The 26,851-nt window shown below is 73.2% G+C and carries 31 protein-coding genes; 16 read left to right on the forward strand and 15 right to left on the reverse strand.

The genetic code is table 11. From position 1 onward, the window contains the following. The first annotated feature begins 7 nt into the window (after positions 1 to 7). Positions 8 to 400 (forward strand): VOC family protein, encoded by a 393-nt coding sequence (locus tag ABIB37_RS12425; protein WP_354260804.1) that lies wholly within the window; start codon positions 8 to 10, stop codon positions 398 to 400. Here the strand turns inward: ABIB37_RS12425 and ABIB37_RS12430 are convergent. From ABIB37_RS12430 to ABIB37_RS12440, 3 genes are read right to left on the reverse strand one after another with little or no spacing between them, the layout of a single operon-like run. After that, positions 397 to 1,452: a phosphatase domain-containing protein gene (locus ABIB37_RS12430; protein WP_354260806.1), complete on the reverse strand. Its 1,056-nt coding sequence runs from the start codon at positions 1,450 to 1,452 to the stop codon at positions 397 to 399. The genes ABIB37_RS12425 and ABIB37_RS12430 overlap by 4 nt on opposite strands. After that, positions 1,449 to 2,366 carry a diacylglycerol/lipid kinase family protein gene (locus tag ABIB37_RS12435; protein WP_354260808.1) on the reverse strand — a complete coding sequence of 306 codons (918 nt, stop codon included), beginning with the start codon at positions 2,364 to 2,366 and terminating at the stop codon, positions 1,449 to 1,451. Before ABIB37_RS12435 ends, ABIB37_RS12430 begins: the two co-directional genes overlap by 4 nt. Positions 2,367 to 2,375: 9 nt before the next feature. Further along, the gene (locus tag ABIB37_RS12440) at positions 2,376 to 3,515 is read right to left on the reverse strand and encodes a DNA glycosylase AlkZ-like family protein (protein WP_354260810.1); all 1,140 of its coding nucleotides are present in this window, start codon (positions 3,513 to 3,515) and stop codon (positions 2,376 to 2,378) included. 83 nt (positions 3,516 to 3,598) lie between these two features. On the opposite strand from ABIB37_RS12440, the gene ABIB37_RS12445 reads away from it, so the two are divergent. Further along, positions 3,599 to 4,657 carry a trans-sulfuration enzyme family protein gene (locus tag ABIB37_RS12445; RefSeq protein WP_354260812.1) on the forward strand — a complete coding sequence of 353 codons (1,059 nt, stop codon included), beginning with the start codon at positions 3,599 to 3,601 and terminating at the stop codon, positions 4,655 to 4,657. Between the two features lie 33 nt (positions 4,658 to 4,690). On the opposite strand, the gene ABIB37_RS12450 is transcribed toward ABIB37_RS12445, so the two are convergent. Beyond that, complete coding sequence (locus tag ABIB37_RS12450) at positions 4,691 to 5,005, reverse strand: hypothetical protein (protein ID WP_354260814.1); 315 nt, start codon at positions 5,003 to 5,005, stop codon at positions 4,691 to 4,693. Between the two features lie 88 nt (positions 5,006 to 5,093). Between ABIB37_RS12450 and ABIB37_RS12455 the strand changes: the two genes are divergently transcribed. Then, positions 5,094 to 5,642, forward strand: coding sequence for a MarR family winged helix-turn-helix transcriptional regulator (locus ABIB37_RS12455; RefSeq protein WP_354260816.1), 549 nt, complete (start codon positions 5,094 to 5,096; stop codon positions 5,640 to 5,642). A 17-nt stretch (positions 5,643 to 5,659) separates the two neighbouring features. On the opposite strand, the gene ABIB37_RS12460 is transcribed toward ABIB37_RS12455, so the two are convergent. Then, positions 5,660 to 7,048 (reverse strand): M20/M25/M40 family metallo-hydrolase, encoded by a 1,389-nt coding sequence (locus ABIB37_RS12460; protein ID WP_354260818.1) that lies wholly within the window; start codon positions 7,046 to 7,048, stop codon positions 5,660 to 5,662. Between the two features lie 83 nt (positions 7,049 to 7,131). On the opposite strand from ABIB37_RS12460, the gene ABIB37_RS12465 reads away from it, so the two are divergent. The 4 genes from ABIB37_RS12465 (at position 7,132) to ABIB37_RS12480 (ending at position 11,332) form a co-directional block, all read left to right on the forward strand. Further along, entirely contained in the window at positions 7,132 to 7,632 is a 501-nt protein-coding gene (locus ABIB37_RS12465; protein ID WP_354260820.1) for a GNAT family N-acetyltransferase, read from the forward strand. 265 nt (positions 7,633 to 7,897) lie between these two features. Then, positions 7,898 to 8,647 carry a leucine-rich repeat domain-containing protein gene (locus ABIB37_RS12470; protein ID WP_354260822.1) on the forward strand — a complete coding sequence of 250 codons (750 nt, stop codon included), beginning with the start codon at positions 7,898 to 7,900 and terminating at the stop codon, positions 8,645 to 8,647. A 466-nt stretch (positions 8,648 to 9,113) separates the two neighbouring features. Further along, positions 9,114 to 9,923, forward strand: a complete 810-nt coding sequence (locus ABIB37_RS12475) for a UbiA family prenyltransferase (protein ID WP_354260824.1) — start codon at positions 9,114 to 9,116, stop codon at positions 9,921 to 9,923. After that, positions 9,920 to 11,332, forward strand: a complete 1,413-nt coding sequence (locus ABIB37_RS12480) for a phytoene desaturase family protein (protein WP_354260826.1) — start codon at positions 9,920 to 9,922, stop codon at positions 11,330 to 11,332. The genes ABIB37_RS12475 and ABIB37_RS12480 overlap by 4 nt, the downstream gene beginning before the upstream one ends. A 70-nt stretch (positions 11,333 to 11,402) precedes the next feature. Here the strand turns inward: ABIB37_RS12480 and ABIB37_RS12485 are convergent, their stop codons facing one another. After that, a complete protein-coding gene (locus tag ABIB37_RS12485; RefSeq protein WP_354260828.1) occupies positions 11,403 to 11,801 on the reverse strand; it encodes a hypothetical protein in 399 nt (132 codons plus the stop codon). Positions 11,802 to 11,853: 52 nt separating this feature from the next. Beyond that, entirely contained in the window at positions 11,854 to 12,822 is a 969-nt protein-coding gene (locus tag ABIB37_RS12490; RefSeq protein WP_354260830.1) for a LysR family transcriptional regulator, read from the reverse strand. A gap of 70 nt (positions 12,823 to 12,892) precedes the next feature. On the opposite strand from ABIB37_RS12490, the gene ABIB37_RS12495 reads away from it, so the two are divergent. Both ABIB37_RS12495 and ABIB37_RS12500 read left to right on the forward strand, forming a co-directional pair. Then, positions 12,893 to 14,641 carry an L-aspartate oxidase gene (locus ABIB37_RS12495; RefSeq protein WP_354260832.1) on the forward strand — a complete coding sequence of 583 codons (1,749 nt, stop codon included), beginning with the start codon at positions 12,893 to 12,895 and terminating at the stop codon, positions 14,639 to 14,641. A gap of 81 nt (positions 14,642 to 14,722) precedes the next feature. After that, the gene (locus tag ABIB37_RS12500) at positions 14,723 to 14,875 is read left to right on the forward strand and encodes a hypothetical protein (RefSeq protein ID WP_354260834.1); all 153 of its coding nucleotides are present in this window, start codon (positions 14,723 to 14,725) and stop codon (positions 14,873 to 14,875) included. A gap of 34 nt (positions 14,876 to 14,909) precedes the next feature. Here ABIB37_RS12500 and ABIB37_RS12505 read toward each other — a convergent pair whose 3' ends face one another. From ABIB37_RS12505 to ABIB37_RS12520, 4 genes are all read right to left on the reverse strand, one after another. After that, positions 14,910 to 15,617 (reverse strand): 4a-hydroxytetrahydrobiopterin dehydratase, encoded by a 708-nt coding sequence (locus ABIB37_RS12505; RefSeq protein WP_354260836.1) that lies wholly within the window; start codon positions 15,615 to 15,617, stop codon positions 14,910 to 14,912. Between the two features lie 83 nt (positions 15,618 to 15,700). Further along, positions 15,701 to 16,207, reverse strand: coding sequence for a COG4315 family predicted lipoprotein (locus ABIB37_RS12510; RefSeq protein WP_354260838.1), 507 nt, complete (start codon positions 16,205 to 16,207; stop codon positions 15,701 to 15,703). A 67-nt stretch (positions 16,208 to 16,274) separates the two neighbouring features. Next, positions 16,275 to 16,979, reverse strand: coding sequence for a zf-HC2 domain-containing protein (locus tag ABIB37_RS12515; protein ID WP_354260840.1), 705 nt, complete (start codon positions 16,977 to 16,979; stop codon positions 16,275 to 16,277). Next, on the reverse strand, positions 16,976 to 17,479 hold the full coding sequence (locus tag ABIB37_RS12520) for a sigma-70 family RNA polymerase sigma factor (RefSeq protein WP_354260842.1): 504 nt from the start codon (positions 17,477 to 17,479) through the stop codon (positions 16,976 to 16,978). The genes ABIB37_RS12515 and ABIB37_RS12520 overlap by 4 nt, the downstream gene beginning before the upstream one ends. An 88-nt stretch (positions 17,480 to 17,567) precedes the next feature. Here ABIB37_RS12520 and ABIB37_RS12525 point away from each other — a divergent pair, with 88 nt between their 5' ends. Next, a complete protein-coding gene (locus tag ABIB37_RS12525; protein ID WP_354260844.1) occupies positions 17,568 to 18,077 on the forward strand; it encodes a DUF2231 domain-containing protein in 510 nt (169 codons plus the stop codon). A gap of 7 nt (positions 18,078 to 18,084) precedes the next feature. On the opposite strand, the gene ABIB37_RS12530 is transcribed toward ABIB37_RS12525, so the two are convergent. Then, complete coding sequence (locus ABIB37_RS12530; RefSeq protein ID WP_354260846.1) at positions 18,085 to 18,471, reverse strand: pyridoxamine 5'-phosphate oxidase family protein; 387 nt, start codon at positions 18,469 to 18,471, stop codon at positions 18,085 to 18,087. A gap of 145 nt (positions 18,472 to 18,616) precedes the next feature. Between ABIB37_RS12530 and ABIB37_RS12535 the strand changes: the two genes are divergently transcribed. The 6 genes from ABIB37_RS12535 (at position 18,617) to ABIB37_RS12560 (ending at position 24,384) form a co-directional block, all read left to right on the forward strand. Beyond that, the gene (locus ABIB37_RS12535; RefSeq protein ID WP_354260848.1) at positions 18,617 to 19,513 is read left to right on the forward strand and encodes an AraC family transcriptional regulator; all 897 of its coding nucleotides are present in this window, start codon (positions 18,617 to 18,619) and stop codon (positions 19,511 to 19,513) included. A 33-nt stretch (positions 19,514 to 19,546) separates the two neighbouring features. Continuing rightward, the gene (locus ABIB37_RS12540; protein ID WP_354260850.1) at positions 19,547 to 20,452 is read left to right on the forward strand and encodes an oxygenase MpaB family protein; all 906 of its coding nucleotides are present in this window, start codon (positions 19,547 to 19,549) and stop codon (positions 20,450 to 20,452) included. Positions 20,453 to 20,535: 83 nt separating this feature from the next. Beyond that, the gene (locus ABIB37_RS12545) at positions 20,536 to 21,018 is read left to right on the forward strand and encodes a cupredoxin domain-containing protein (protein WP_354260852.1); all 483 of its coding nucleotides are present in this window, start codon (positions 20,536 to 20,538) and stop codon (positions 21,016 to 21,018) included. A gap of 43 nt (positions 21,019 to 21,061) precedes the next feature. Continuing rightward, positions 21,062 to 21,580 carry a metallophosphoesterase family protein gene (locus ABIB37_RS12550; protein ID WP_354260854.1) on the forward strand — a complete coding sequence of 173 codons (519 nt, stop codon included), beginning with the start codon at positions 21,062 to 21,064 and terminating at the stop codon, positions 21,578 to 21,580. Positions 21,581 to 21,651: 71 nt separating this feature from the next. Beyond that, the gene (locus ABIB37_RS12555) at positions 21,652 to 23,067 is read left to right on the forward strand and encodes a serine/threonine-protein kinase (RefSeq protein WP_354260856.1); all 1,416 of its coding nucleotides are present in this window, start codon (positions 21,652 to 21,654) and stop codon (positions 23,065 to 23,067) included. Between the two features lie 114 nt (positions 23,068 to 23,181). Then, the gene (locus tag ABIB37_RS12560; RefSeq protein WP_354260858.1) at positions 23,182 to 24,384 is read left to right on the forward strand and encodes a cysteine desulfurase-like protein; all 1,203 of its coding nucleotides are present in this window, start codon (positions 23,182 to 23,184) and stop codon (positions 24,382 to 24,384) included. Here the strand turns inward: ABIB37_RS12560 and ABIB37_RS12565 are convergent. The 3 genes from ABIB37_RS12565 to ABIB37_RS12575 all read right to left on the reverse strand — a co-directional run bounded on the left by ABIB37_RS12565 (position 24,381) and on the right by ABIB37_RS12575 (position 26,735). Then, positions 24,381 to 24,899, reverse strand: coding sequence for an ASCH domain-containing protein (locus tag ABIB37_RS12565; protein ID WP_354260860.1), 519 nt, complete (start codon positions 24,897 to 24,899; stop codon positions 24,381 to 24,383). The genes ABIB37_RS12560 and ABIB37_RS12565 overlap by 4 nt on opposite strands. 32 nt (positions 24,900 to 24,931) lie before the next feature. Beyond that, positions 24,932 to 25,687, reverse strand: coding sequence for an alpha/beta fold hydrolase (locus ABIB37_RS12570; RefSeq protein ID WP_354260862.1), 756 nt, complete (start codon positions 25,685 to 25,687; stop codon positions 24,932 to 24,934). Between the two features lie 91 nt (positions 25,688 to 25,778). Continuing rightward, positions 25,779 to 26,735, reverse strand: a complete 957-nt coding sequence (locus ABIB37_RS12575) for a manganese catalase family protein (RefSeq protein ID WP_354260864.1) — start codon at positions 26,733 to 26,735, stop codon at positions 25,779 to 25,781. Between the last annotated feature and the right edge of the window lie 116 nt (positions 26,736 to 26,851).

Below are 26,851 nucleotides of genomic sequence, written 5' to 3' on the forward strand. Positions count from 1 at the left end.
CGCGACCATGATCGGGGACAGCCCGCTCGTGCAGGTGGCGCAGCGCGCCCAGGACATCGAGCGGGCTGCCGCCTTCTACGCGCACCTGCTCGGCGCGCCCGTCGCGGCGACGTTCGATCCGCCGGGCCTCGCGTTCCTCGCGCTCGGCGACACCCGGCTGCTGCTGGAGCGCGGCGCGCCCTCGGCGCTGCTCTACTTCGCCGTCGACGACCTCGACGCGCGCGTCGAGCGGCTGCGCGCATCCGGTGTCTCGATCGTCACGGAGCCGCACACGATCTTCGGCCACGCCGACGCGACGCTCGGTCCCGCCGGCACGGAGGAGCGGATGGCCTTCATCCTCGACAGCGAGGGCAACACGGTGGCGCTCGTCGAGCACCGGAGGGGCGCGGAGGACGCCTAGGTCATCGTCCCCGTCTCGGCGTCGACCGCCTTGAAGACGCGGTCGCGGGCGACGGTGTCGATGAGGCCGAGGCGGTGGACGATCCTGGCCGCGTCGTCGTAGCTGGTGTGGAAGCGGATGCCCGCGGCCTCGAACGCGGCGCGCGCGGCGCCCGTGACCGGCACGACCTCGTGGATGAGCACCGCCACGACGAAGTCGGGGCCGCGCCGCAGCATCTCGGCACCGACGTGCGCATCCGCCTGGCCGCTGTCGCCGAGGAACATGAAGCGGCACTCCGGGAACAGCGCACGCTCGCGATCGAAGTTCTGGAGCTTGCGCTCCTTGATCGACGCCTTCGTGAACAGGTTGAGGAACGAGCCCCCGAGCACCGCGTGGGGCGGCAGGCCGAGCCCCGCGAGCCCGTTGCGCGTGTACTGCTCGATGAGCCCGCGAGGGCCCTCGGGGCGCGCGGTGACGAAGGTCAGGTCGCCAGGCCGGGACGGCTCCGCCGCGCGTCCCTGGTCGAGGGCGATGAGCAGCTCGATGACGCCGGGGTAGACCTTCCCCCGTGGGTAGCGACTGTCGTGGAGCATCGCCTTGACCGTGTCGTCGATGTCGCACAGGATGCGCAGGTCGTGCGACGGCGCGTCCGCGGCCTCGCGCGCGATGTGCGCGAGCACGGCGGCGCGGTCAGCCTCGGTGAGCCGCTCGTAGACGACGTGCTCCAGGTCGTGGCGGTCGCCGGTGGCGTTGAGCGAGTACTTCATGTCGCGGAACGCGGCGCCGCTGAGCGACTCGAGCATCGACCGGATGCCCGCGGACACGACAGGGCTCGGCGCGAGCCGGCGGAGCGCATGCACGACGCGCGCACGCATCGCCGGGCTGAGCTCGGCCACGCGCTCCTCGCACAGCAGCCGCACGAGCGCGCGGCGCTCGTCGCCCCGGAGCAAGCCCGTGATCCGGTTGCCCGCGATCGCGGCCACCGTGCGATCGAGATCGCTCAGGGCGAGCAGCGCTTCGAGCGACCCCTCGGGGGCCGCGCGCAGCTCGGCGAGGGAGGGCGTGGGCTTCACACCTCCGATCCTGTCACCCGGATGCTGAGCGCGCCGGAATCGATGCGCGCGTCGAGCCGCTCGACGCGGCCCGCGGCATCGCCGTCGAGCTGCACGGGCATGGGCTCGTCGACCGCGCCGAGCGTCACCCGCAGGGCTCGGCGATGCCGCAGCACCCCCTCGGCGCGCGCGATGCCGGCACCGGCCGCGGCGATGCGGCCCCAGTGCGCGAGGTGGCGCGGGCTCACCACCGCGACGTGCAGCAGCCCGTCGTCGAGCCGCGTGCCGGGGAGCACCTGCAGGCCCGCCGGGATGCGCGCGGCGTTGTGCACGAGCACGCTCCACGCGTGCGCCGACTCGACGGGTCCCCCGTCGAAGCGGCCGCGCACGGCGAAGCTCGGGTGGCCGAGCCTGCGGGCGCCCGCGGCGATGTAGGCGGCCCAGCCGACCCGGCGCTTCGCGCGCAGCGACGATGCGGCGACGGCGAGGGCGTCGTTGCCGACGCCGACCACGACGAGGAACGGCTGCTCCGGCTCTCGCGTGCCGTCGGCGCGGGTGAGCACGACCCGGCCGAGGTCGACCGACGCCGTGGCGCCCGAGACGGCGATGCGGGCGGCCGCCTCGGCATCGCGGAGCGGCAGGTCGAGGTTGCGCGCGAAGAGGTTGGCGGTGCCGACCGGCACGATGCCGAGCGGGATCCCGGTGCCGGCGAGCACGGCCGCGACCTCGCGGACCGTGCCGTCGCCGCCGATCGCCACCACGGCATCCGCCCCGCTCGCGACGGCGTCGCGGGCCTGCCCGGCGCCCGCGTCGGTCGGCGTCGTCGGTACGACCCGTGCATCGCTGCCGGTGCGCGCGGCCTCGCGCAGCACGGCGTCGACGGCGCCCTCGAACCGCCGCGCGGTGGGGTTGCCGATGACGACGAGCGTGGGCACGCGCTCAGGCTAGCGAGCGGGGGAGCGGGCCTCGTCGATCACGAGGCGCACCCCGAGCCACGCCGCCATCGACTCGAGCTCGTCGTCGACGGCGCGGCGGAGGCGCGCGGCGTCGACGTCGGGGTCGGCGTCCCAGTGGATGCGCGCGACGCGCAGCGCGCCGAGCTCGCGGTCGGTGCGCGCGTCGACCTTGCCGACGAGCCGGTCGCCGTCGAGGATCGGCAGCGCGTGCACGCCCCAGCGCCGCTTCGCGGGCGGCGTGTACTGCTCGAGCGCGTACTCGAAGTCCCACAGGCCGACCATCCGGCGGCGGTCGGCGATGAGGCGGTCGAGCGGCGAGAGCAGTGCGACGCGCCCGGTGAAGTCCGCGGCGCTCGCGTGCGGGTCGAGCCTCCAGGTGCCGCGCATCCCCTCGATCCGCACAGGCTCCCCGACGTCGCCGAGATGGGTGGGGCGCTCGAGACCGCACGCGCGAAGCCAGCGCTCGCTCCAGGTCGCCCATGCGGTGCCGAGCGCCGCGGCGTCGACCGTCGGCAGCACGCGCTCGGCGAGGTCCCAGATGCGGGACTGCCCGACGCGCTCGGCGACGACGACCTCGCCGCGCACCTGGAGCAGCTCGAGCAGCATCGCCACGTCGCGCCCGGTGTTCCAGCCGCTGGAGCGGAAGGGCGCGTCGACCGTGTCGGCGATGTCGGCCTGGGGGAGCGGGCCGTCGAGTCGCAGCTGCTCGAGCACCCGCTCGCGGAATCCCGCGTTCGCCTCGAGCCACGCGCGGCTGCCCTCGCCGATCGCGGTCGGCTCGCGCCCGATCGCCAGCAGCCACGGCAGGTCGCGCATCGCGCGCAGTCCGATCGCCCACGCCGGCATCGGGTGGCGATGCGGACCCAGGTGCTCGAACAGCGTCTGCTCGACCTCGACCGCCCGTCGCACGTCGTCGAACGCGATGTCCGGGATGCGCGTCCACGCGATGTGCTCGGCCGACGGGGCGACGATGTCGGTCGGGTTGAGCGGCAGGACGGTGAGCTGCGCCACGACGTCGGCGAGATCGTCGGAGCCTGCCACCGCCGCGCGGTCGGCGTCGAGCAGCTGTGCGCGCACGGCGATCCGGCGCGCGTCCTGGCGCGAGATGGTGCGCACGGCTGCGGGCATGGCGCCGATCGTACGTCGCCGCGCCCACACTGACCGTGTTGCCGGCGCCGCTCGCGGCATCGGCACGGTGCGAGGATGGGGGCATGTCTGATCGCACCGCGCTGCGCCCCGAGACCATCGCCGTGAGCGCGGGACGCCCGCCGCGCACCCCGGACGCGCCCACGAGCACGCCGGTCACGTTCGCGAGCGCGTTCGTCGCCGGCGGCGAGATCGAGTACGCGCGCTACGGCAACCCCAGCTGGACGGCGCTCGAGGATGCGCTCGGCGCGCTCGAGGGCGGCACGTGCGTGTCGTTCTCGAGCGGCATGGCCGCCGTGAGCGCCGTGCTCAGCCTCGTGCCGCACGGCGGCGCCGTCGTGGTGCCGCGGCACGCCTACCAGGGCACCCTCGCTCTGCTCGACACCGAGGCGGGCTCCGGCCGCTTCGAGGTGCGCCGCGTCGACATCGTCGATGCCGACGCGGTCGAGGCCGCGATCCCCGGCGCGGCGCTCGTGTGGCTCGAGTCGCCGACGAACCCCGCCCTGGAGATCGCCGACATCGCGCGGCTCGCCGCCGCCGCCCGCGCGGCCGGTGTGCTGAGCGTCGTCGACAGCACGTTCGCGTCACCGCTCCTGCAGCGCCCGCTCGAGCTCGGCGCCGACCTCGTCGTCCACTCCGCCACGAAGCTGATCGCCGGCCACAGCGACGTCGTGCTCGGCGCGGTGGTCGCCGGCGACGACGCGCTCGCCGACCGCATCCGCCAGCACCGCAGCCTGCACGGCGCCATCCCGGGCCCGATGGAGGCGTTCCTGACGCTGCGCGGCCTCCGGACGCTGTCGGTGCGGCTCGAGCGCGCCGAGTCGAACGCGCGCGAGCTCGCGCGCCGGCTCGCGGATGCGCCGGGCGTCGTCGAGGTGCGCGATCCCGGCTTCGGCACGGTGCTCGGCATCGTGCTCGAGGATGCCGCGGCCGCCGACCGCGTCGTCGACCGCGTGCAGCTGTGGATCCCCGCGACGAGCCTCGGGGGAGTGGAGTCGACGCTCGAGCGTCGTCGCCGCTGGGCGACCGAGGCTCCCACCATCCCGGAGGGGCTCATCCGCCTCTCGGTCGGGATCGAGCACATCGAGGACCTCGCAGACGACCTGCTCGGCGCGCTGCGCTGAGCAGCCGCTCGCCCGTAGCGGCTCGAGCGCCGCTCAGCGCGAGCGCAGCTCCCTGACCGTCAGGATCGGCGCACCGGTCTCGCTCCAGTGGCGCGCCGTCGTGGGAGCCGACGCGCCATCGACCGCCCGCTTGGCGGACTCCAGGTCTGCATACCGGCCCTTCGAGGCGCCCGAGCCGTCGACCGCGAGGTAGTCGTCCAGGCTGCGCTCGACGAACCCGAGGAAGCGCACGCCATCGGTGTCGATGACGGAGGCCACCCAGAGGTCGCTGCTCGGCGACGCCCACGTGACCGGGCGGATCGCCGCGCCATCGAAGGAGCTCGTGCTGGGCACCAAAGTCTGCGACATGCGCCGTGCTCCTTCGTTCGTTAGTTCGACGATCGAAATGTATCACGGTCGAACGCTATGCTCGGACCGGAAGAGATCGGGGAGTGGCGTGGAGACGACCGCAGCGTCGAGCGGGTACTGGTACCCGCAGCACGCGGTGCCGTCGAGCGTCGACGTGCTGAACCTGCTGCGTCGCTACCGCGCGGCGGAGGGCGCGATGCGCGCTCGGACCCGCTCGTCGATGGGCATGGGGGAGACCGACCTGCTCGCGCTCCGCACGCTGCTGCAGGCGCAGCGCCGTGGCGACACCATGCGGCAGCGGGATCTCGCGGCGGCCCTGCAGCTCGCCTCACCCTCGGTGACCGCACTCGTCGACCGGCTCGTGAAGAGCGGGCACGTGCGCCGCGAGCCGCATCCCGACGACCGCCGGGCCACCATCGTGGTACCGACGACGGACACCGACACCGAGGTCCGCGCCACCCTCGGCGCGATGCACCGGCGGATGATCGGCGTCATCGACGAGATGGGGGAGGCGGAGCGGCACGCGGTCGCCGCCTTCCTCGCACGCATGTCCGACGCCATCGAGCACCTCGACGAGCACGACGCGCACGACCGACAGGACGAAGCGCCGGACGAAGCGCCGATCCTCCCGGCCTGAGCCGCTCGCGCCGCCGATCAGCCGGTCGTGCCGAACGCATCCCAGAGGTGGGCGAGCGTCGCCGCGCCCGAGCGCAGCATCGCGAGCGAGACGCTCTCATCGCTGTCGTGCCAGTTGTCCTCGACGAGGCCCGTGCCGAAGAACACCACGGGCGCGCCGATCGCCGTCGCGAGCAGGTCGGCCGGACCTCCGCCCGCATTGCCCATGCGGCCGACCTCGTCCACCCCGAACCCCTCGGCCATCGCCCGAGCCAGCGCGTCGACGAACGGGGAGTCAGGCGTGCGGTAAGGCTGCTGGGCGTTCAGCGCCTCCACCTCGACGCTGTGATCGAAGCCGTCGGCGATGCGCTCGTCGACCCATCGCTGCAGCTGCTCGGCGACGACCTCGACGCGCTGGCCGGAAACCAGCCGGATGCTGAGGTCGGCCGCCGCCATCGACGGCACCGCTGCCCGCTTCACACCGACCGGATCGCCGGCGGCCAGCGCGATCACCTCGAGCGCCGGTCGCTCCCACAGCCGCTCGAGCACGGTGAAGCCCGTCTCGCCGCGGATGCTGCGGGTGTGCGATCGCGTGAGCCAGTCCTCGTCGGAGTACGGCAGCGCGGCGAGCTCGGCACGCCTGCGGTCCGACATCGGCTCGACGTCGTCGTAGAAGCCGGGCAGCGTGATCCTGCGCTCGCCGTCGTGCAGCTCGCCGAGCAGCCGGCCGAGCTCGATCGCCGGGTTCGGCGCGGATCCCGAGACGGCTCCGCTGTGGATGTCGGTGAGCGGCCCGTAGACCTCGAGGTGCGCGCCGATCATGCCGCGGATGCTGGTGCAGAGGGCGGGGTGGTCGGCGCGCCAGAGCAGCGTGTCCGAGAAGAGGATCACGTCTGCGTCGAGGCGCGCGCGCTGCTCGTCGAGCATGCCGGCGAGGCTGGGGGAGCCGGCCTCCTCCTCGCCCTCGACGAGCACCTTCAGGTTGACCGCCGGCGCCGATCTGCCGCCGGCCAAGTGCGCGCGGACCGCCCACAGGTGCGCGAGCACCTGGCCCTTCGCATCCGAGCTGCCGCGGCCGTAGAGGCGGCCGCCGCGCACCACGGGCTCGAACGGCGCGGTCTCGTCCCAGTTCTCGTCCTTCACGGCGCGCACGTCGTGGTGGCTGTACACGAGCACGGTCGGCGCCCCCGGTGCCTCGCACCATTCCGCGTACACCGCGGGTCCGGTCTCGCCCGGCCAGATCTCGGTGATCGGGAAGCCGAGGTCACGGAGGGCGCCCGCGAGCCACGACGCCGACCTGCGCAGATGCCGCTCCCGCTCCGGCACGCCTGCGACCGAGGCGATGCGCACCCACGCCGACAGCTCGGCGACCATGTCGTCCTCGTGCGCGTCCACGAACGCCCGGATCCTGCCATCGCGCCTCGGCATCGTCGCCTCCTCTGGCCGCACATCGTAATGCGCGCAGCCGGAAGGCCGCGAGGTGCGCGGACGCCGAGCCGTAGGATCCCGGGGTGACCTCCCGAACCCTGCCCGACGGCGCCGTGCTGCGCACCGCGGCCCCCGGCGACGAGCCGGGCATCCTGGCCCTGATCCACGAGCTCGCGATCTACGAGCGCGAGCCGGATGCCGTCGAGAACACGGCCGAGCTGCTCACGCAGACGCTCTTCGGCGACGAGCCGCGCGCCTTCGCGCACGTCGTCGAGCGCGACGGCACGCTCGTCGGCATCGCGATCTGGTTCCTCACGTACTCGACCTGGACCGGCACGCACGGCGTCTGGCTCGAGGACCTGTACGTCGACGAGTCGCAGCGCGGCCGCGGCTACGGGCGCGCGCTGATGGCGGCGCTGGCCGCGGTGTGCGTCGAGCGCGGCTATCGGCGCTTCGAGTGGACGGTGCTCGACTGGAACGAGCCGTCGATCGGCTTCTACCGCGCGATCGGCGCTGCACCGCTCGACGAGTGGACGACGCAGCGGCTCACTGGCGACGCGCTCGAGCAACTCGCCGCGGGCTGAGACCAGCCGAGCGCGCTGAGCACTCCGATCCGGCTCGTTGCGTAGCGCCGATAATGCACATTATGTCGGTTCAGGTGGCCGGCACCTCCTCTCGCACGATCGATATCCGAGACCTCCGCTGCGCTCCGCCACATAAGCCTGGCATCTGACCTGACCCATCTCTCCTGGTTGCGGGTGGGTGGTGGTGCTTCTGACGCATCGTCCGATCAGCCTGTCGACCGGTAGCTCTCGTTTCGGCCGATGCATCATTGGAGCAGATCTCCGGATGGAGGTCATCGAGATCGGAGCGCGCACCATGCCTGAGTTCATGCATAGCGCTGTCGCCGGGGTGCTGTTGGAAGACCCGTCGGATTATCGCGGAGAGTCGGCCATCGCGGTCCCTCTCACTGGCCGGTGGGCCCACTTCTTCGAGGTTCCGCAGCCGGTGATCTCCCTCACGGTGTTGAGCATCCTGTCTCCGGCGGCTGTTGGAGTGCTTGAGCAGCAGCCAGACCTCCGGGAGTTGCAGCTTGGGGGCCGGCATCTCACGACGCTCGACGCCTTGAGCGGCCTGTCGCAGATCCAGTCTCTGAACGTTACGGGCGCCCACGAGCTTGCGGACGTCAGCGCCCTCGCCTCGCTGCCCAACGTGGAGCGCCTGGCACTTCATGGGGTGACCGGGGCGCTGCAGTACCGACCGTTGGGGGGTGCGACCTCGCTGCGCGAACTGTGGCTCACGGCCGGTCCTCGCGATCTGAGCTGGATCGACGTCGAGGACTTGGATTGGGTCTCCCCTTTGCAGGCGCTCGAGAGCGTCCTGTTCATCGGCGTCCGCGTGCGAAACAAGGACCTCTCGCCGTTGGCTCAACTCCCCGCGCTGACCCGCCTGCACCTCCCGCAACGCCGCGAGTACCGGGCGCAGATCGAGCGGCTCGCCTCGAGCAGCCCGGCATTCCGGACCGAAGCGGCTCGGTTCGCTGAGAACGTTGCGGCCCTGCGCGCGTTGAAGGAGCAGCAAGCGACCTCGCCTGCGTGATGGCACTGGCGCACCCGCCGTTCGGCAGCCCGCGAGGTCAGCAGCCGGGAGCTCACGACCTAGGTCGAGGTCCCCGATATCCAGCCAGGTTTCCCGGGACGGCTCCGAGGGTCCATGGACCACACCCCCGCCGCCCAGTCGGAGCGCATTGGCCCGCGCCGACACATCGCTCAGCGAGCTCGACGCTCCGGCGGTCGCCCGTGGCGCGTCGATCGGCACGCTGTAGCTCGACGGAGCGGCGACGCGACCTGCGCAGGCGTTGCGCCCGGACGGCGGCGCTACGATCGCCGCAGACGGGAGCAGCTCGCGCCCTCGTCCCGTCCGAGGAGCCCTCCCATCGACGATCACCGCGCTGCGGCAGCCCGCACTCGCCTCGAGCGCCGCCATCGCTGAGCAGGCTCGGCCCCGGACGGGCGCGTCCGAGGAGCGCTCGAGGCTCGGCCGCCTCGTCCAGATCTCGCGGCCCGTGCTGTGGATCAACACCGTCGGCGGCGGCCTGCTCGGCATGTGGCTCACGGGGCAGCTGCTCGACATCGCGGCGATCCCGCTCATCCTGTGGCTGACGCTTCCCTTCAACCTGCTGATCTACGGCGTCAACGACATCTTCGACCAGGACACCGACGCCCTGAACCCGCGCAAGGGATCGATCGAGGGCGCTCGCATCGAACCGCGCGAGGTGCGCCTCATCGCGTGGGGCGTCGTGGTGTCGAACGTGCCCTTCCTCGCCTACTTCGCGGTCGCGCTGCCGCCCGCCGCCATCGCGGTGATCGCGCTCTACGCCGGCGTCTTCGTCTGCTACTCCGCTCCCCCGCTGCGATTCAAGCAGCGGCCGTTCCTCGACTCGCTCAGCAACGCCGCCTACGGGCTGCCGCTGCTGTTCATGCCGCTCGCGCTCGGCGCGCAGCCCGTGTGGCCCGCGGTCGCTGGCCTGCTCGCGTGGAGCGTCGCCAAGCACGCGTTCGACGCCGTGCAGGACATCGAGGAGGACCGCCAGGTCGGGATCACGACCACTGCCGTGCTGCTCGGGGCGCGCGGCACCGCCGTGTGGAGCGGAGCGTGGTGGCTCGCCTCCACCGCGCTCTTCGCGGTCGTGAGCCTGCCCGTCGCCGCCGTCAACCTCGTCATCGCCGGCGCGCTCGTCGTCCTGCTGCTGCGGCGGCCGACGCCAGCGACCGGGCACCGCCTCTACCCGCTGTCGGTCGCGTTCCCGTACATCGCGGGCTCCGTCGCCAGCGGCATCCTGCTCGCCGCCATGTTCTTCGGGGTGTATCCGTGAGCCGCGTCGTCGTGGTCGGAGCCGGGCTCGGAGGTCTCACCGCGGCCGCGCTGCTCGCGCACGCCGGGCACCGGGTGACGCTGCTGGAGTCCGCCGAGGCGGTCGGCGGCAAGAGCCGACGCATCGAGATCGACGGCGAGCGCATCGACACCGGCCCGTCGCTCGTCACCTTCCCGGGTGTCTGGGAGCGGCTGCTCCGCCGACTGGACTCGGGACCGCGAGCGATCGCCGACGCCGGTGAGCTCGAGCTGCTGCGACTGCCCGAGGTGGGTCGCTACTACTACGACGGCCAGACGACGACGCTGCCGGTCGAGCCCGACCATCCGTGGTTCCCCGCGTGGCAGCGCTTCAGCGAGGTCCACGCGCCGCTCACCGATGACGTCACCGCCCTGCTCGTCGCCGATCCCCTCGACCGCGCGTCGCTGCCGGCGCTGCGGCGGCTGCTCGGCGTCTACGGCACGCGGCTGAGCACACGCGCCTACCTCGACAGCCTGCCCTGGCTGCCGGACGGGCTGCGGGAGATCATCGCCATCCACACCCTGAACGCAGGTGTCTCCCCCGCGCGCACGCCGGCTCTGTATGCGAGCATGCCGGCGGTCATGGCAGCGTCGGGCGTCTGGGTGCCCCGCGGCGGCGTCTTCGAGATCGCGCTCGCGCTGCGACGGCTGGCGGAGGCCGCGGGCGTGGAGGTGCGCACGGGCGAGACCGTCACCCGCATCCGACGAGGCTGGGTCAGCACCACCGTGTCGGAGCATCGCGCCGACATCGTGGTCAGCGCGCTCGACGCGGAGCGGGTCGACGCGCTGCTGGGTCGCGACCGGGCGTGGAGCCGGCCCCGCACGCTCTCGTGCTCTGCTGTCGCGATCTACGGCGTGCTTCGCGAGCCGCTGCCGCAGGGGCTCGCCGCGCACAGCGTCGTCCTGCCCCGGGAGCCGGCCGCGCTGCATCGCAGCCTGGCTGCCGGCGATGAGCCGGCCGACACCATGGCGTTCGTCAACCACTACCGCGCGGGCGAGGTGTACCCGAACGGCCGCAGCACGCTCGCCGTCCTGCTCACCGCTCCTGCGGACGGGCGGGAGTACACGGCGGAGCATCCGTTCGTGAGCCGCGAGGTCGAGCGCATCTCGGCGGCGATGGGCCTCGATGCGCCGCTGACAGACGGGATGGTCGACAGCACCGTGCTCGATCCGAGGTACTTCGGCTCGTTCGGCGAGCCCCACGGCGCGCTCTACGGCGCGGCCCGACCGCTCTGGATGAGCGGGCCGCTGCACCGACCGCCGCACCACGACGTGCGCACCCCGTGGCTCTGGCGGGTGGGCGCATCCGTGCATCCCGGCGGTGGGATCCCGGCGGTGCTCGGCGGCGCGATGATCGCGGTCTCGAAGCTCTTGGCGCGCCATCCCGCGTGAACGATCAGCACCGGTCACGGCAGCATCGCGGTGGACGGCACGGTCCGGGTCGACCGAGGCAGCACCCGCCTCACGCGCCGGGCGGCTCGCGATCGCCGTCGTGCTGGTCGAGCGCGTCGCGCTCGTAGGCGCGCACCGCTGCCCGATACCGCACGAGGTAGAGGAGCACGACGGCCACCATGCTCACGCTCAGCGCCGTCGTCGCCCAGAAGACCGGGTAGACGGTGGCTGCGAGCGCGGCCGCGAGGGTGAGGACGGTCAGCGCCCCGAGCAGCAGCCAGGCCAGCACGAGGATCGACCCGGGCTTGGAGAGCAGGTAGTGCTCGCGGAGCAGCGCCGGCGTCATCTGCCTCGACGCCACCACCGGTAGCGCCACCGCGACCACCACGCTCAGCACGACGAGCGCGACCGAGCCGGGCAGGTCGGGCTGCACGACCAGGCGCTCCCCCACCATCGCTGCCGTGCGCATGCGTCGATGATGTCAGCGACCGCCGGCAATGCGCGCGGTCGGCGACGGATGCCTACGTGCGTGACGCCACCGTCACTCGCTCCGCCAGCTCGGTGCCGGGCGCCGCGACGCGGGCGACCGTCTCGTAGATGACGTCCTGCATCGCGGCGGCAGCCGCGGACGGGCCGACGCCCGTGCGGCGGGCGAGGTTGACGGTGCGCGACAGCTGTGGGCGGAGGAGTCTCGTGCTCCGCAGCCCCGGACGATCGATGACGACCATCGCGGGCACGACCGCCACCCCGATCCCGCGCTCGACGAAGCGCAGCACCGCATCCATCTCGGCGCCCTCCACCGCGATCGTCGGCGTCAGCCCGGCTGCCGCGAACGCGGCGTCGGTGGCGACCCGGAGGTCGTAGCTGCGGTTGAACGCCACCTGCGGCATCGTCGCGAGCTGCGCCAGCGTCACCCCGCGCCGCGCCGGCAGCAGCCCCTCCCCTGCGCTCCCTCGCGCGCCGGCCGACGAGATCACCACGAGCTCCTCCGACAGCAGCGGCACGAGCTCCGTAGCCGGCGCGGTCGCTCCCGCACCGCGGGTCACCACGAGCGCGAGGTCGAGCGCTCCCTCGTCCATCGCCTGCACGAGCGAGCGGGAGCCGCCTTCGGTGATGTGCAGCTCGATGTCGGGATGCGCTGCGCGGTACGCCGCGAGCACGTCGGCCACGAGCGACACGCACAGCGTCGGCGGGGCGCCGAGGCGGACGCTGCCGCGGCGGAGCCCGGCGAGCTCGTCGAGCTGCTCACGAGCAGCGCTCGCGTCGGCGAGCATGCGGCGCGCGATCGGCAGCAGCACCTCCCCCGCCGGCGTGAGCGTCACGCCTGCGGGCGCGCGCCGGAGCAGCGGGGTGCCGGCCTCGTCCTCCAGCGCGGCGATCTGCCGGCTCAGCGACGGCTGCGCCAGGAAGAGCTCCTCGGCCGCCCTCGTGAAGCTGCCGATGCGGGCGACGGCCTCGAAGGAACGGAGCTGCTCGATCTTCACGGGCATAGCGTAACCGCATGACGGCGCGATGAACTATGCATTGGACGCATGCGCTGCGGCTTCATACGGTGGAGGCATGACCGCACCGCACACCTCCGAGCGCATCCTCTCGACCTCCGTCCTCGTCATCGGCACCGGCGGCGCCGGGCTGCGCGCATCGATCGAGCTCGCGCAGCAGGGCGTCCAGGTGCTCGCCGTCGGCAAGCGACGCAAGCACGACGCCCACACGACCCTCGCCGCAGGCGGGATGAACGCGGCCCTCGCGACGATGGATCACGAGGACACGTGGCAGCAGCATGCCGCCGACACGCTGCGCGAGTCCTACTTCCTCGCCGACCCGGCCATCGTCGAGACCGTCGCGCAGGGCGCCGCTCGCGCGATCGAGGAGCTCGAGGCGTGGGGCATGCCGTTCGCGCGCGAGGAGGACGGCCGCATCTCGCAGCGCTTCTTCGGCGCCCACACGTACCGCCGGACGGCCTATGCCGGCGACTACACCGGCCTCGAGCTGCAGCGCACGCTGATGCGCCGTGCCGCGGCCCTGCAGGTGCAGATCATCGACACGATCTACATCACACGCCTCCTGGTCGCCGACGGCACGATCTTCGGCGCCTACGGCTTCGACATCGTGGACGGCACGCCCGTGCAGATCCACGCCGATGCCGTGATCCTCGCCGCCGGCGGGCACACCCGCATCTGGCGGCACACGTCGTCGCGCCGTGACGAGAACACCGGCGACACCTTCCGGCTCGCCGCGCTGGCCGGCGCGCGGATCCGCGACGCCGAGCTCGTGCAGTTCCACCCGTCCGGCCTGCTCGAGCCCGATGACGCCGCGGGGACCCTGGTGTCGGAGGCCGCGCGCGGCGAGGGCGGGATCCTCACCAACGCGCTCGGGGAGCGCTACATGGAGCGCTACGACCCCGAGCGGATGGAGCTGTCGACCCGCGATCGAGTGGCCCTCGCCAGCTTCACGGAGATCGCGGAGGGGCGCGGCACCGAGAAGGGCGGCGTCTACCTCGACGTGTCGCACCTGCCGCGCGAGCGCATCCTGCAGCAGCTGCCGAGGGTGTACCGCACGCTCATCGACCTGCAGATGCTCGACATCACGACCACGAAGATGGAGATCGCGCCGACCGCGCACTACTCGATGGGCGGTGTGTGGGTCGCAGCCGACGACCACAGCACCGGCGTCGACGGGCTCTACGCGATCGGCGAGGCATCGTCGGGGCTGCACGGCGCGAACCGCCTCGGCGGCAACTCGCTCATCGAGCTGCTCGTCTACGGGCGCATCACCGGCGAGCACGCTGCGGCCTACGTCGCCGCGCGCACCGAGGTGCGTCGCGATCCCGCAGCGGTCGACCGCGCGCGCGAGGAGATGGCGGCGCTGCTGCGCGACGGCGGTGACGAGTCCGCGCGCCGGCTGCAGCGCGCCGTGCGCGACCTCATGTCCGAGCACGCGGGTGTCGTGCGCACCGAGCAGGGCCTGCGCGCCGGCCTGGAGTCGCTCGCGGTGCTCGAGGAGCGTGCCCAGCACGTCACCGCGCATCCCGACATCGCCGGCTTCGACGACCTCGCGCACGCCTTCGACCTGCTCGGCTCACTGCTCGCGGCTCGCGCCACGCTCGAGTGCGCGCTCGAGCGGCGCGAGACGCGCGGCTGCCACAACCGCGCCGACTTCCCCGAGACGGATGCGACCCTGCAGGGCAACTTCGTGTGGTCCCCGAGCGCGGGCGTCAGCTTCGAGCCCCTCGCGCCGGCCCCGGAGAGCTTCCGGGCCCTCGCGGAGGCAGGGGTCGACGACTCGGTGGCGGGCAAGCTCGTCGAGTAGGTCCCGGTGCCCGGTCGCTGGCAGGCTGAGCACATGGCGCGGTCCACCTGCCGTGCCGACGGAACCTCTGGAGGGCAGACCATGCACACCATCGCCACCGCCGCGCACGACACGGGCGTCGCGCTCGACAACCCGTTCATGCTGGCGATCATCGTCGCGGCCGTCGGCGTGACGGGGTCGGTCCTGGCGCTGCTCGGAGCCTTCGCGCTCGTCGCGACCGGGCGCGACGACTGACGCCACGCCGCCCGCGGCCGCGCCGCGAGCGCTGTCAGCCCTGCTGCGCCGCCGACGCGTCGACGCAGAGGACGCCCGTGTTGCCGTCCTGATCGGCGATCACGGTGAGCGAGGGCGCCTGACTGTCGTCGACGACCGTCCCGCCCGCGGCGACGGCCGCGGCGATCCGCTGCTCGGCCACCTCGGGAGCGACGTAGACCTCGACGTGGAAGCGCTGGCGGGAGGTCGAGCCCTGGTCCGCGTCGCCGAACCACAGGTTCGGCACCCGTCCGGTGGCATCACGGATCTCGTCGCTGGGTGACCCCCGACCCTGCGAGTCGGCGCTCCCGGTGAGCAGCGCCGCCCACACCGGCGCGATGGTCGCGGAGCCGGCCGTGTCGAGGCCGAGCTCGATGTGGCTGACCGACGCCGGATCGGCCTCGAGCCCGTGGTCGGCGGCGACCTCCGAGATGCTGCGCGCGAGGTCGATGTCCTGCTGGGTGACCCATCCGACGACGTGCTCGGTGCCATCACCGTCGCGGTAGATCGCATCGTCACTGATCAGCTTGAGGTCGACGTACCCGCTGCCGATCGACACGATCGGGTGGTGGCCGATCGCGTCGCCCGCCTCCCCCACCGCCGTGACGAAGCGCGCGCCCGCCGCGAAGTCGTCGATCAGGTAGCGGGCGTGCAGGCCCTGCGCGAGCTTGCGCCAATCGATGAGTCCGGCCGCGGCGATCTGTCCGCCTCCCAGCATGTCCATGGGCCGGAGTCTATGGCCGCGGGCCCCCGGCGCCGCCCGTGCATCGATCGGCGGCGCCGGTGCGGATGCGCGACCCGACGCGGTCACTCCGCCATGCGCTCCCCTGCCGGCGACAGCACCCACCAGACGCCGCCGACGCCCTGGCCCGCGACGTCGCCCGCGGCGCTGTCGCCTGCGAAGTAGTAAAGCGGCCAGCCGTTCAGCGTCACCTGGGTGGCGCCGTCGACGCCCTCGATCGTGCCCACCTCGCCTGTGACGCCCTCGACCTCAGGGGCCTCCGACTCGGTGGTGACCGCGGGCCAGTTGGTCGCGCAGTCCCCTTCGCACACGCTCGCACCGGCGCCCTGGGTGTCGTTGTCGAACATGTAGACGGTCATGCCGTCGCCGTCGACGACGATCTCGCCGAGGTCGGAGTCGGCGACCATGAGCATCGCCGAGGTGGTGGGCTCCTCGGAGGAGCTCGACGGCGCCTCCTCGGAGGGCGACACGGCCGGCGGCGAGCTGGCGTCGGTCGACGGGCTCGCGCAGCCGGCGAGCGCGATGACGAGCAGTCCGGCGGCCAGTGCCGCCGTGGTGGTCCTCGAAGTCATGAGAGCGTCCCTTCGTGAGCGGCCGCGGATGCGGTCATGGGGAACACGCTGCAGCGGCCCCGCAGGTTCACCCGTCCCCGAGCTCGGCCCGCATGAGCACCTCGCCGCTCTCCTCGAGGCGGATCTCGATGGCCGCGATCCGGTCGACGTCGAGCGCCGACGCAGCGGTCAGCCGCGCCGTCGCGCCGGGCTCGGCCCGCCAGCTCGAGACCTCGCTCGTGTTGCCGTCGACGTCCTCCACGACGAGCGCGTACGGCACGCCGTACGCGTCGTCCACGCGCTCGCCGCCGTAGCTGCACTCGAGCTCCATGCGCGTGCCCCATCCGACCGAGACGAGGTCGACGCTCGCTGCCAGCGGCGCGTCGACCACCGCCACGAGCTCCACCGCCAGTGCCTCGCGCGGCGCCGGCGCGAGCAGGGCGCTGACCGACACCACCACCGCGGCGAGGATCGCCGCCGCGGCCGCCGCTCCCCCGGTCCACCGCAGTCGGGTGCGCCACCGCTCGCGCGCGGCGCGGGCGAGCAGCTCCGCGCGGCCGCCCATCGCGGGGCTGAGCGGGGGCTCGACGTGCTCGCGCTCGAGCAGCGACGCCGCGCGCGCCGGATCGACCCGCGCCAGCAGCCCCAGCGTCGGCGCGATCTCGGCGACGGCGCGCGCGCAGCGCTCGCACGACTCCAGGTGCTCCTCGAAGGCGCGGCGATCCGGCAGGCTCAGCGCCCCGAGCAGGTAGGCGGCATCCCAGTCCGCGAACTCGGCGTGGTCGCGGCTCATCGGGTGACCCCCTTCTCCTGCAGCGCCAGGCGCAGCGCGCGCAGGCCGTAGTGGAGGCGCGACTTGACGGTGCCCTCCGGGATGCCGAGCTCATCGGCGATGACGGCGATCGAGCGGCCGCCGTAGTAGGCGCGGACGATGACGCTGCGGTGCTCGAGGCTCAGCAGCGCGAGCGCCTCCTCGATCAGCATGGCCTCGAACAGCGCGTCCGTCGCGTCGGGCGACTCGCGCTCCGGCGTCTCCGGCAGCAGCACCTCGTGCCGCCGCCGAGCGCTGCGGGTCTCGTCGATCACGAGGTGGCGCGCGACCGTCAGCATCCATGAGCGCGCGGTCGCCGGGTCCTCGAGGATCTTCGGGGTGCGCCACGCGCGCAGCAGCGTCTCCTGCACGACGTCGTCCGCGCCCGCCCGATCGCCGGTCAGGTGGACGACGTACCGCCACACCGGCGCGGCGTGCGCGTCGTACAGCGCACCGAGCCGGCTCGCGTCATCGGGTGGCACCGCGTGCACCTCCTCCCCCATGACACGAGGGCGGACCCTCGCAGGTTCATCGATGAACCTCACGGGCCCGCGCGTCGTGTCACAGAGTATGGACCTGCTTCCCGCCACCGGCGCCTTCGAGATCACCGGCCTCCCGCTGCACCCGCTCCTCGTCCACGCCGTCGTGGTCCTCGTGCCGCTGACGGCGCTCGCGATGGTCCTGGGCAGCCTCTGGCCCGCCGCGCGCCGGCGGCTCGGCATCGTCACACCGCTCGCGGCGCTCCTGCTCGTGGCGCTCGTGCCGGTCACCGTCGCCGCCGGTGAGGCGCTCGCGGTGCTCGTCGGCGCCCCTCCCGCTGTGCAGGCGCATGAGGGGTACGGGCGGATGCTGCTGCCGTGGGTGATCGGGATGTTCGTCATCGCCGCCGCGCAGTGGGCGTGGTTCCGCTGGGGCGCGACGGAGCGTCCGGTCCCGCCTCACCGCGGTGCTCGGGCGATCCCCGCGGTGCTCGCCGTGCTGGCGATCGGGGTCGCGGCGGGCAGCGTCGGCATGGTCGCGCTGATCGGCGACTCGGGTGCCCGCGCCGTCTGGGGCGGACTCGTCGGCGTCGGCGGCTGACAGCGGGTCAGCTCGGCTGCACGTTGCCGAGCAGCCGGTCGATCGCGATCTCGATCACCACGCGCTCGGGGTTCGGTCGCGGCTCGCGGTAGCGCTCGGCGTACCGGCGCACCGCCTCGGCGACGCGCTCGGGCTCCGCGGAGACGGTGGCGCGGCCCTCGACCGTGCTCCACCAGCGACCCTCCACCTGCGAGACCGCGACCCGGCTGCCGGGATGCCTGCGCAGGTTGCGGGCCTTGTAGCTCGAGCCCGACGTGATGACCCGCACGAGCTGCCGCTCGGCGTCGAACGTCGCGCCGACGGGCACCTGGTGGATCGTGCCGTCCGGGCGCGGCGACGCCAGCATGCACAGCCGGCGCTCCTGCCAGAACTGCGCGAAGTCGATCTGCTCCATGAGCCCTCCCATGCCAGCGTAGGCGGCGAGCCGAGCGACCCGGACGCCGCTCCCCGGTGAGACCGGTCGCCGCCGATCGGATCGGACCGCGATGATCGGGTGCGCAGCCGCGCAGTCGCAGAGACTCGATGTCGAAGGGGGAACCGTGATCGCAGCGCTCAACCGGCTCGTCGAGCTCGTCGAGGAGCACCTCGCGGGCGAGGTCGACGTCGCCGCGCTCGCGCGCGAGCGCGGCACGACGGAGTACCACCTGCGTCGGATGTTCTCGTCGCTCGCCGGGATGCCGCTGTCGGAGTACGTGCGGCGCCGCCGCATGACGCTCGCCGCCGCCGAGCTGCTCGGGGACGACGACCTGCTCGGGATCGCGGTGCGCTTCGGGTACGGCTCGACCGAGGCGTTCGGCCGCGCGTTCCGAGCGGTGCACGGCGTGAGCACGGCCGCCGTGCGCCGCGACGGCGGCCCCCTTCGCACACAACCGCAGCTCAGGTTCCGCCTGAGCGTCGAAGGGAGCACCACCATGGACACCCGCATCGCAGAGCGTCCGGCATTCCGGCTGGTCGGCCACGCCGCCCGCGTGCCGCTCATCCACCGAGGCGTCAACCCGCACATCCAGGCGCACATCGCGGCGCTGCCGGCCGATGAGCACGCTCGGCTGAAGGCGCTCAGCAGCGAGGAGCCGGCCGGACTGCTGCAGGTGAGCGCCGACGTCGACCCCGACTACGCCGAGGGCAGCGAGCTCACCTACCTCCACGGCGTCGCCGTCGGTGAGGCGACGCCGGTCGCCGACGACCTGGACGTGATCGACGTGCCGGCGGGCACGTGGGCGGTCTTCCGCACCGAGGGTCCGCATCCGGCGGCGCTCCAGTCGGTCTGGGCGGCGACGGCGAGCGACTGGTTCCCCTCGAACCCGTGGCGGCTGCGACCCGGTCCGTCGATCGTGGCGGTCCTCGACCGTGCCCCCGACTTCAGCACGGCGACGTGCGAGCTGTGGCTCCCGGTCGAGCGCAGCGGCATCGAGCCGTCTCCGACGGCGGATGCGTGACGCATCCAGGCGGGTCCTGACAGGCTGGACCCCATGGTGCAGACGCTCCGGGCACGACTGCTGACGGCGCTGTCGGGCGATCCCGGCGGGTCGCCGGCATGGATCCGCGAGCTCGCCGAGGGCGACGACGCCGGTCACTTCGCCGCGGGCGGCGCCGCGTGGACCGTGCACGGCAGCATGGCGACGCTCGTCGCCGGCATCCGGGCACTGCTCCTCCAGGCGCTCCACCCGGGCGCGATGGCCGGCGTCCACGACTGGTCGACGTATCGGCAGGATCCGCTCGGGCGCCTGGCGGGCACCGTGCGCTGGGTCGTCTGCGTGACCTACGGCTCGACGGCGCAAGCCGACCGGGAGACCGCGCGGGTCGCGCGGTTCCACCGCCGCGTCGAGGGCGCGTACGTCGACGGGACGGGCGCGGAGCGCAGCTACAGCGCCGGCGATCCGGCCCTCGCGGAGTGGGTCCACCTCGCCTTCGCGGATGCGTTCCTCACCTGCCAGCAGATGTGGGGCGAGCCCATCCCCGGCGGCCCGGACGCCTATGTCGACGAGTGGTCGCGCGCGGGCAGGCTCATGCGCGTCGCCGACCCGCCGACGACCGAGGCCGACCTGCGCCGACGGCTGCGCGGCTACCTCGAGCGCGGCGAGCTGCGCGGCGACGAGCGCGTGCGCGAGGTGGTCTCGTTCCTCCGACGCCCGATGCTCCCCGGCGCCGCCGGCATCGGCTACCGGCTGCTGTTCGAGGGCGCGGTGGCGACGATCCCGCGCCCCTACCGGCGCCTGCTCGGCCTGCGCCGCTCGCCGCTCCCCGTCGTGACGGGCACGCGCATCGTGCTCGCGATCGCCGGCCGAGCGCTCGCGTCGGGCGAGGGCAAGCGCGCCCAGGACTGGGCGCGCGAGCGGCTCGTGCGGCTGCAGGAGGCGGACGCCCCCTCCTCGTGAGCCGGATGCCGGGCGCATCGCACAGACGACCCATAACGGGCGACGCTACGCTCGGCGCCACGGCTCGACCGATGGAGATCACGATGACACGCAGACGCACGACCGCAGCAGCACTGATCGCCGCGATGGGCCTGGCGCTGGCCGCATGCAGCGGCGGTACCGGCGCCGCCCCCTCGTCCGAGCCCGTCGAGCCCAGCGCGTCCACCGCGCCGAGCGCGTCGTCCGGCGGGAGCGAGACGGCCGCCCCGAGCGAGGGCACGACGGCCACCGCGCTCATCGGCATGGTCGGCACCGCCGACGACCCGGACGCGTACGAGATCGCGCTGACCGACGAGAGCGGCGCCCCGGTCACCACGCTGCCGGCCGGCGACTACACGCTGACCTTCGCGGACCGCTCCGCCGCGCACAACTTCCACCTCACCGGACCTGGCGGTGTCGACATCGCCACCGACCTCGCGGGCGTCGACGAGTCGACCGTCGAGATCACGCTCGAGCCGGGCACCTACCTCTTCGTGTGCGACCCGCACGTGTCGAGCATGAGCGGCCAGGTCGAGGTCACCGCCTGAGCCCGCTCGCGGGTGCTCCGCTCCCTCGCGGCAGGCTGAGGGCATGACCACGCGACTGCTGCTCCTGAGCGACACACACGTGCCGAAGCGGGCGAAGGCCATGCAGGGGCAGGTCTGGCAGCTCGTCGACGAGGCCGACGCCGTCATCCACGCCGGCGACTGGGTCGACGTCTGGTTGCTCGACGAGCTCGAGCGGCGCGCGAGCCGGCTGATCGGCGTCGCGGGGAACAACGACGGCGCGGCGCTCTGGGATCGCCTCGGCGAGGTCGCGCGGGTCGACGTCGACGGCGTGCGCATCGCGGTCATCCACGAGACCGGTCCGGCCGCGGGCAGGGATCGACGCTGCGACGAGCGCTTCGGGCCCAGCTCCGACGACCCGTGCGACGTGCTCGTCTTCGGGCACTCCCACATCCCGTGGGACTCGACCACCCCCGGCGGCCTGCGATTGCTGAACCCCGGCTCCCCCACCGATCGGCGCCGCCAGCCGGTCGGCACGGTGATGACGGCCGTCGTCGACGACGGTCGGCTGCACGCCGTCACGCTGGTCCCGACACCGCGCTGACGCGACGACGCCCATCACTGGGGTACATCCCAGCGCTCCGCGGGTACGATTGCGCCGACGGTGGAGGCACCATGCAGGCAGTGGATCCGCTCCAGCCAGGGAGCGTGCTCGTCGGGCGGTATCGCCTCGGCGCGCTGCTCGGCTCCGGCGGGATGGCGTTCGTCCATCGCGCCACCGACGAGGTGCTGCGCCGCGACGTGGCGCTCAAGGTGCTCGCGCCCGCGACCTCGGACTCGACCGAGCTGCAGCGCGTCCGGTCCGAGATCGACCTGCTCGCCACGCTGAGCCATCGAGCGCTCGTCACGCTCTATGACGCGGGCAGCACGGCGCTCGACGGCCGAGAGGTCACCTACCTGGTGATGGAGCTCGTCGACGGGCCGACGCTCGCCGCGCGGCTCGCCCTCGGGCCGCCACCCGAGCCCGACGTCACCCGGATGGCGCACGACCTCGCCGAGGCGCTCGTCGTCGTCCACGCGAACGGCGTCGTGCATCGCGACCTGAAGCCCGCGAACATTCTGCTCGCGCCCTCGCCGCTGCCGGGACGGGAGTTCGACGCCAAGCTCGCGGACTTCGGCATCGCCTCGCTCATCGACGCCGCCCGGCTCACCGCCACGGGCATGGTGCTCGGCACCGCGGCCTACCTCAGCCCGGAGCAGGCCACCGGCGCCCGTGTCGGACCCTCCTCGGACATCTACTCGCTGGGCCTCGTGCTGCTCGAATCGCTCACCGGCCGGCGCGAGTTCCCGGGCACCATGATCGAGTCGCTGAGCGCCAGGCTCGCTCGCGACCCGGTGATCCCCGGGTCCGTCGGCTATGCGTGGAAGTCGCTGCTCACCGCCATGACCGCGCGCGACCCGGCAGCCCGCCCCACCGCGACGGAGGTGCTCGACCGGCTCACGGACGTGGCCCGCGGGATGCCGCTGCTCGTCGGAGCCGCGACTGCGACGGCTGCCGCGATGGCACCGAGCTCGGCCCCGACCGCAGCGATGCCCGATCGCGCCGGGGCCACCGCATCGGCGGTCACCACCGCCGACACCGCGCCCGCGCAGGCGAGGCGCAGGCCGCGCCGACGCCCGTGGGCGCTCGTGGGCGGCGTGGCCGCGGCCTGCGCGATCCTCGCCGCGGCGATCGCGTTCACGCTGCAGGGCCTCCCGACGACCCCAGCCACCGTGGCGCCGACGGACTCGTCCGTGCCGGCCGTCGCCGTGACACCGCCGCCCGCGACCTCCGAGCCAGCGGTCGCCGACCCGGTCGTCGAGCAGCCGGTCGTCGAGCAGCCCGTCGTCGAGCAGCCGGTGGTGCAGCAGCCGGTCGAGGAGCCCGTCGTGAACGAGCCAGCCACCAACACGGGCAACAACGGCAACGGGAACGGGAACGGCAACGGCGGTGCGGGGAACGGCGGCGGGAACGGGAACGGGAACGGCGGCGGCAACGGCGGCGGCAACGGGAACGGCGGCGGGAACGGGAACGGGAACGGGAACGGTTGAGCGCATGGGGTGCCGCTGAGGCGCGCCCGAGCGCCTTCCACCGGCGCTGGAGGAGCGTCCCGCCGCTCGTCCCATAGCCTGGCCGCGGTCCACCGCCCCACCCCGAGGAGTCCCATGCCCTTCGACGTCGCCGCGCTCCGCGCGCAGTTCCCCTCGCTCGCATCCGGGATCGCCCACTTCGACGGCCCGGGCGGCACGCAGACGCCCGCCGTCGTCGGCGAGGCGATCGCGCGCACGCTGACCGCACCGCTGTCGAACCGCGGCACCGTGACCGCGAGCGAGCGGAATGCCGACGATGCCGTCGCCGCCTTCCGCGCGGCGATCGGCGACCTGCTCGCCGCCGACCCCGCGGGCGTGGTCTACGGACGCAGCGCGACCCAGCTGACCTACGACTTCTCGCGCCACCTGGCGAAGACCTGGGGCCCGGGTGACGAGGTCGTCGTCTCGCGGCTCGACCACGATGCCAACGTGCGTCCGTGGATCCAGGCGGCGGAGGCCGTGGGCGCGACGGTGCGCTGGCTCGAGCTCGACCCGGCGAGCGCCGACCTCGACCTGGATGCGCTCGACGACGTCGTCACCGAGCGCACGCGCCTCGTCGCCGTCACCGGCGCCTCGAACCTGCTGGGCACGAAGCCCGACGTCGCTCGCATCGCGCGTCGCGCGCACGACGTCGGCGCGCTCGTCCACGTCGACGGCGTGCACCTCGCCGCGCACGCCGCCGTCGACGTGGCGGCGCTCGGCGCGGACCTCTTCGTGTGCTCGCCGTACAAGTTCTTCGGTCCGCACTGCGCCGCGCTCGTGGCGTCGCCCGCGCTGCTCGAGACGCTCGCGCCCGACAAGCTGCTGCCGTCGACGAACGCGGTGCCGGAGCGCTTCGAGCTCGGCACGCTGCCCTACGAGCTGATGGCAGGCGCGACGGCCGCGGTCGACTTCATCGCGGGCCTCGCGCCCGACGCAGGCTCCCGGCGCGAGCGGATCCTCGCCGCGCACCACGCGATCGACGAGCACGAGCGCCGGCTCCGCGGACGGATCGAGGACGGCCTCGCAGCGCTCGGGGATCGCGTCACGCTGCACTCGGTCGCGGCCGAGCGCACGCCCACGCTCTTCGTCACCTTCCGCGACCGCGACGCGGCCGACGCCTACCGCACCCTCGCGACCCGTCACATCCTCGCGCCCGCCGGCTCGTTCTACGCCTACGAGCCCTTCCGGGCGCTGGGCCTCGAGGTCGACGGCGGCCTGCGCGTCGGGCTCGCCGCCTACAACGACGACCACGAGGTCGACCGGCTGGTGGAGGCGCTCACCGACTTCGTCGGCTAGGCGTCGGCGTGCTCCGGCGGCCAGACCACGCGGAACCGCTCGAACACGATCTCGTCGTCCTCAGACCACTCGGCGCCGCGGGCGGCAGCGGTGCGCTGCCAGTAGCGGCGGTGCTCGCGTCGCCAGCTCTCGAGCGAGCCGTCGTCCTCGCCCTCGTCGGCAGCGAACGCGGCGTCCGCGCTCCCGAACGTTCCGATGCGCAGCTCGACGCTGCGGATGATGATGGTCGGCACGCCGCGGCCGTTGCACGCGATCCAGTGGGATCCGATCCGCGGCACGTCGTCACCGCGGGCCAGGAAGTCGGCGACGAGCTCTGCCGTCGCCCGCTTGCGGCCGCCCAGCACGATCTCGAGCAGTGCGTCGGCGAGCCGCTCCGAGTCGCCGAAGTGCTCGACCGTGTGCTCGGGCGACGCCGCGACCGCCTCCGGCCGAGCGGCGGCGTAGGCCCGCCAGAGCTCGGCGGCTGCCTCGAGATCGGGCGGGGCGACGGGCTGGGACGATGCGGAGGCGCTCACTCGATCGATCGTGCCAGACGCGAGTCTCGCGATCAGCCGTGGGCGAGGATCGCCGCCGCGACCGCCCGGGGCGCGGAGCGCTGCGCGTTGTGCGGCCCGAGCGGGATGTGCACGAGCGACGCGACGGGGGCGCTGTCGCGCAGCAGCCGGCACCACCGCGTGCTGGCGATGGGGTCGTGCTCGCCGCGGATGACGAGCAGCGGCATCGTCAGCTCCCGCACCCGCTCCTCGATCGGGTACGTCAGCATCGGCTGCAGCTGCGCGACGTACCAGGGCACGCCGCAGCGGAGGTAGTCGGTCGACACGATCCAGTTGGTCGCGGGCGACTCGAGGAAGGTGTCGACCGCGAGGGCGCGCGCCTGCGCGGCGGCGGAGCGGTGCGCCACATCGGCGACCGGGCCGATCGCGATCACGCGCGACACCAGGTCCGGCCGCTGGCGGCCGAGCTCCACCACCCACTGGGTGCCCATCGAGTGCCCGACGAGCACGGCCGGTCCGGCGTCGAGCGACGCGATGACCTCGGCGAGCGCGGTCGCCATCGTCTCGACGTCGACAGCACGAGCAGGCCGGGGCATCGCGCCGAACCCCGGCAGGTCGAGCGAGACGACCCGGCTGTGCGGCAGCAGCGCGTCGTGCAGTCGCGCGAAGTACCGGCTCGACATCCCGATCCCGTGGACCAGCACGATCGTCGGCAGGTCGGCCGCATCGGCACGGACGTCGGTGGCGACCCGGAACGCGAGGTCGCCGACGTCGATCCGGCGCGCGAGGCGGGTGCGGGTGCGCCTCACGCGCGCTCTGCTGCGGCGCGTGACATGCGCTCACGCTAGTGGCGGGACGCACGACGGCCGCGGCGCGCCACGCCGCGGCCGTCCGCGAGCGTCAGGACGACTTCATCGGGCCGAAGTCCATGTCGATCTGCGCCATCTCCATCGCCGCCGTCGCCTCGATGAGCGCGCGCAGCTCCTTGTCGGCACCCGGCGCGAACTCCTCGAGCCGCTCCGGCGCGATGTCGAGGGGCGCGCCCTGCGGCGCCTGCTGCGACGCGTCGAGCTCGGTGCCGTCGTTCGAGGGCGACATGCCCTGGAAGATCTTGCCGGCCTCCGACTGGTCGCCGAGGTCGAAGGAGTACTGCTTGCTCTGCAGCCCGAGGTCGAGCAGCCGCTTGACCTCCGGGAACTGCTCCGCGTTGGTCTTCGGGATGGGCAGCGAGGTGCGCCAGTTGACCCCGAGCGTCTCGAGCGCCTTCGCGTAGGCGTTCTCGTGCGCCTGGTCGCGCACGATCAGGTACGAGATCGTCGAGCGCGCGGTCTTGTTCGCCGTCATCTCGTACAGCCGGCACTTCTGCAGCCGACCCGTCGACTCGAGCATGAGGTTGTAGAGCAGGTCGAGCACGAGGTTGCCCGAGTTGTAGACGTAGCTGCCGAGCCAGGGGTTGCCGGCCGCGTCGACCGGCAGCGCGCCCTGCGCCCCGACGAGGTAGTGGTGGATGTTGCTGTGGTCGACGGCGATGCTGAGCGGCGTCGCTCCGCGCTTGCCGGGCTCGTCGACCGGATCCGTGGGCTTGCCCTGGTAGCGCGGCGAGCCGTCGAGCAGCCGGGAGATGGTCGTGCCGATGAGCTCGACGTGCGAGATCTCCTCGGTGCCGATGCCCTGGATGAGGTCCTTGTACGGCTTGCCGGAGGGGCCGCGGAAGTTGATGCTCTGGAAGAGGTACTGCATCATCGTGCGCATCTCGCCGAACTGCCCGCCCAGGCCCTCCTGGAGGGCGTTCGCGGCGGCGGGATCCGGCTCGTCCTGCTCGATGGGGTTGATCAGCTGCTGCAGGTGGAAGTACATGTCGTCTCCGATCGATGGGGAGTCGCGACGCTACTCCTTGTACCCCAACCGCTCTAGCGAGCCGTCGCGACGCACACCGGACGCTCAGCCAAGCGCCCCAGCCGAGCGCCGTAGGG

This window comes from Agrococcus sp. UYP10 (genome assembly GCF_040547205.1).
Classification (GTDB): Bacteria; Actinomycetota; Actinomycetes; order Actinomycetales; family Microbacteriaceae; genus Agrococcus; species Agrococcus jenensis.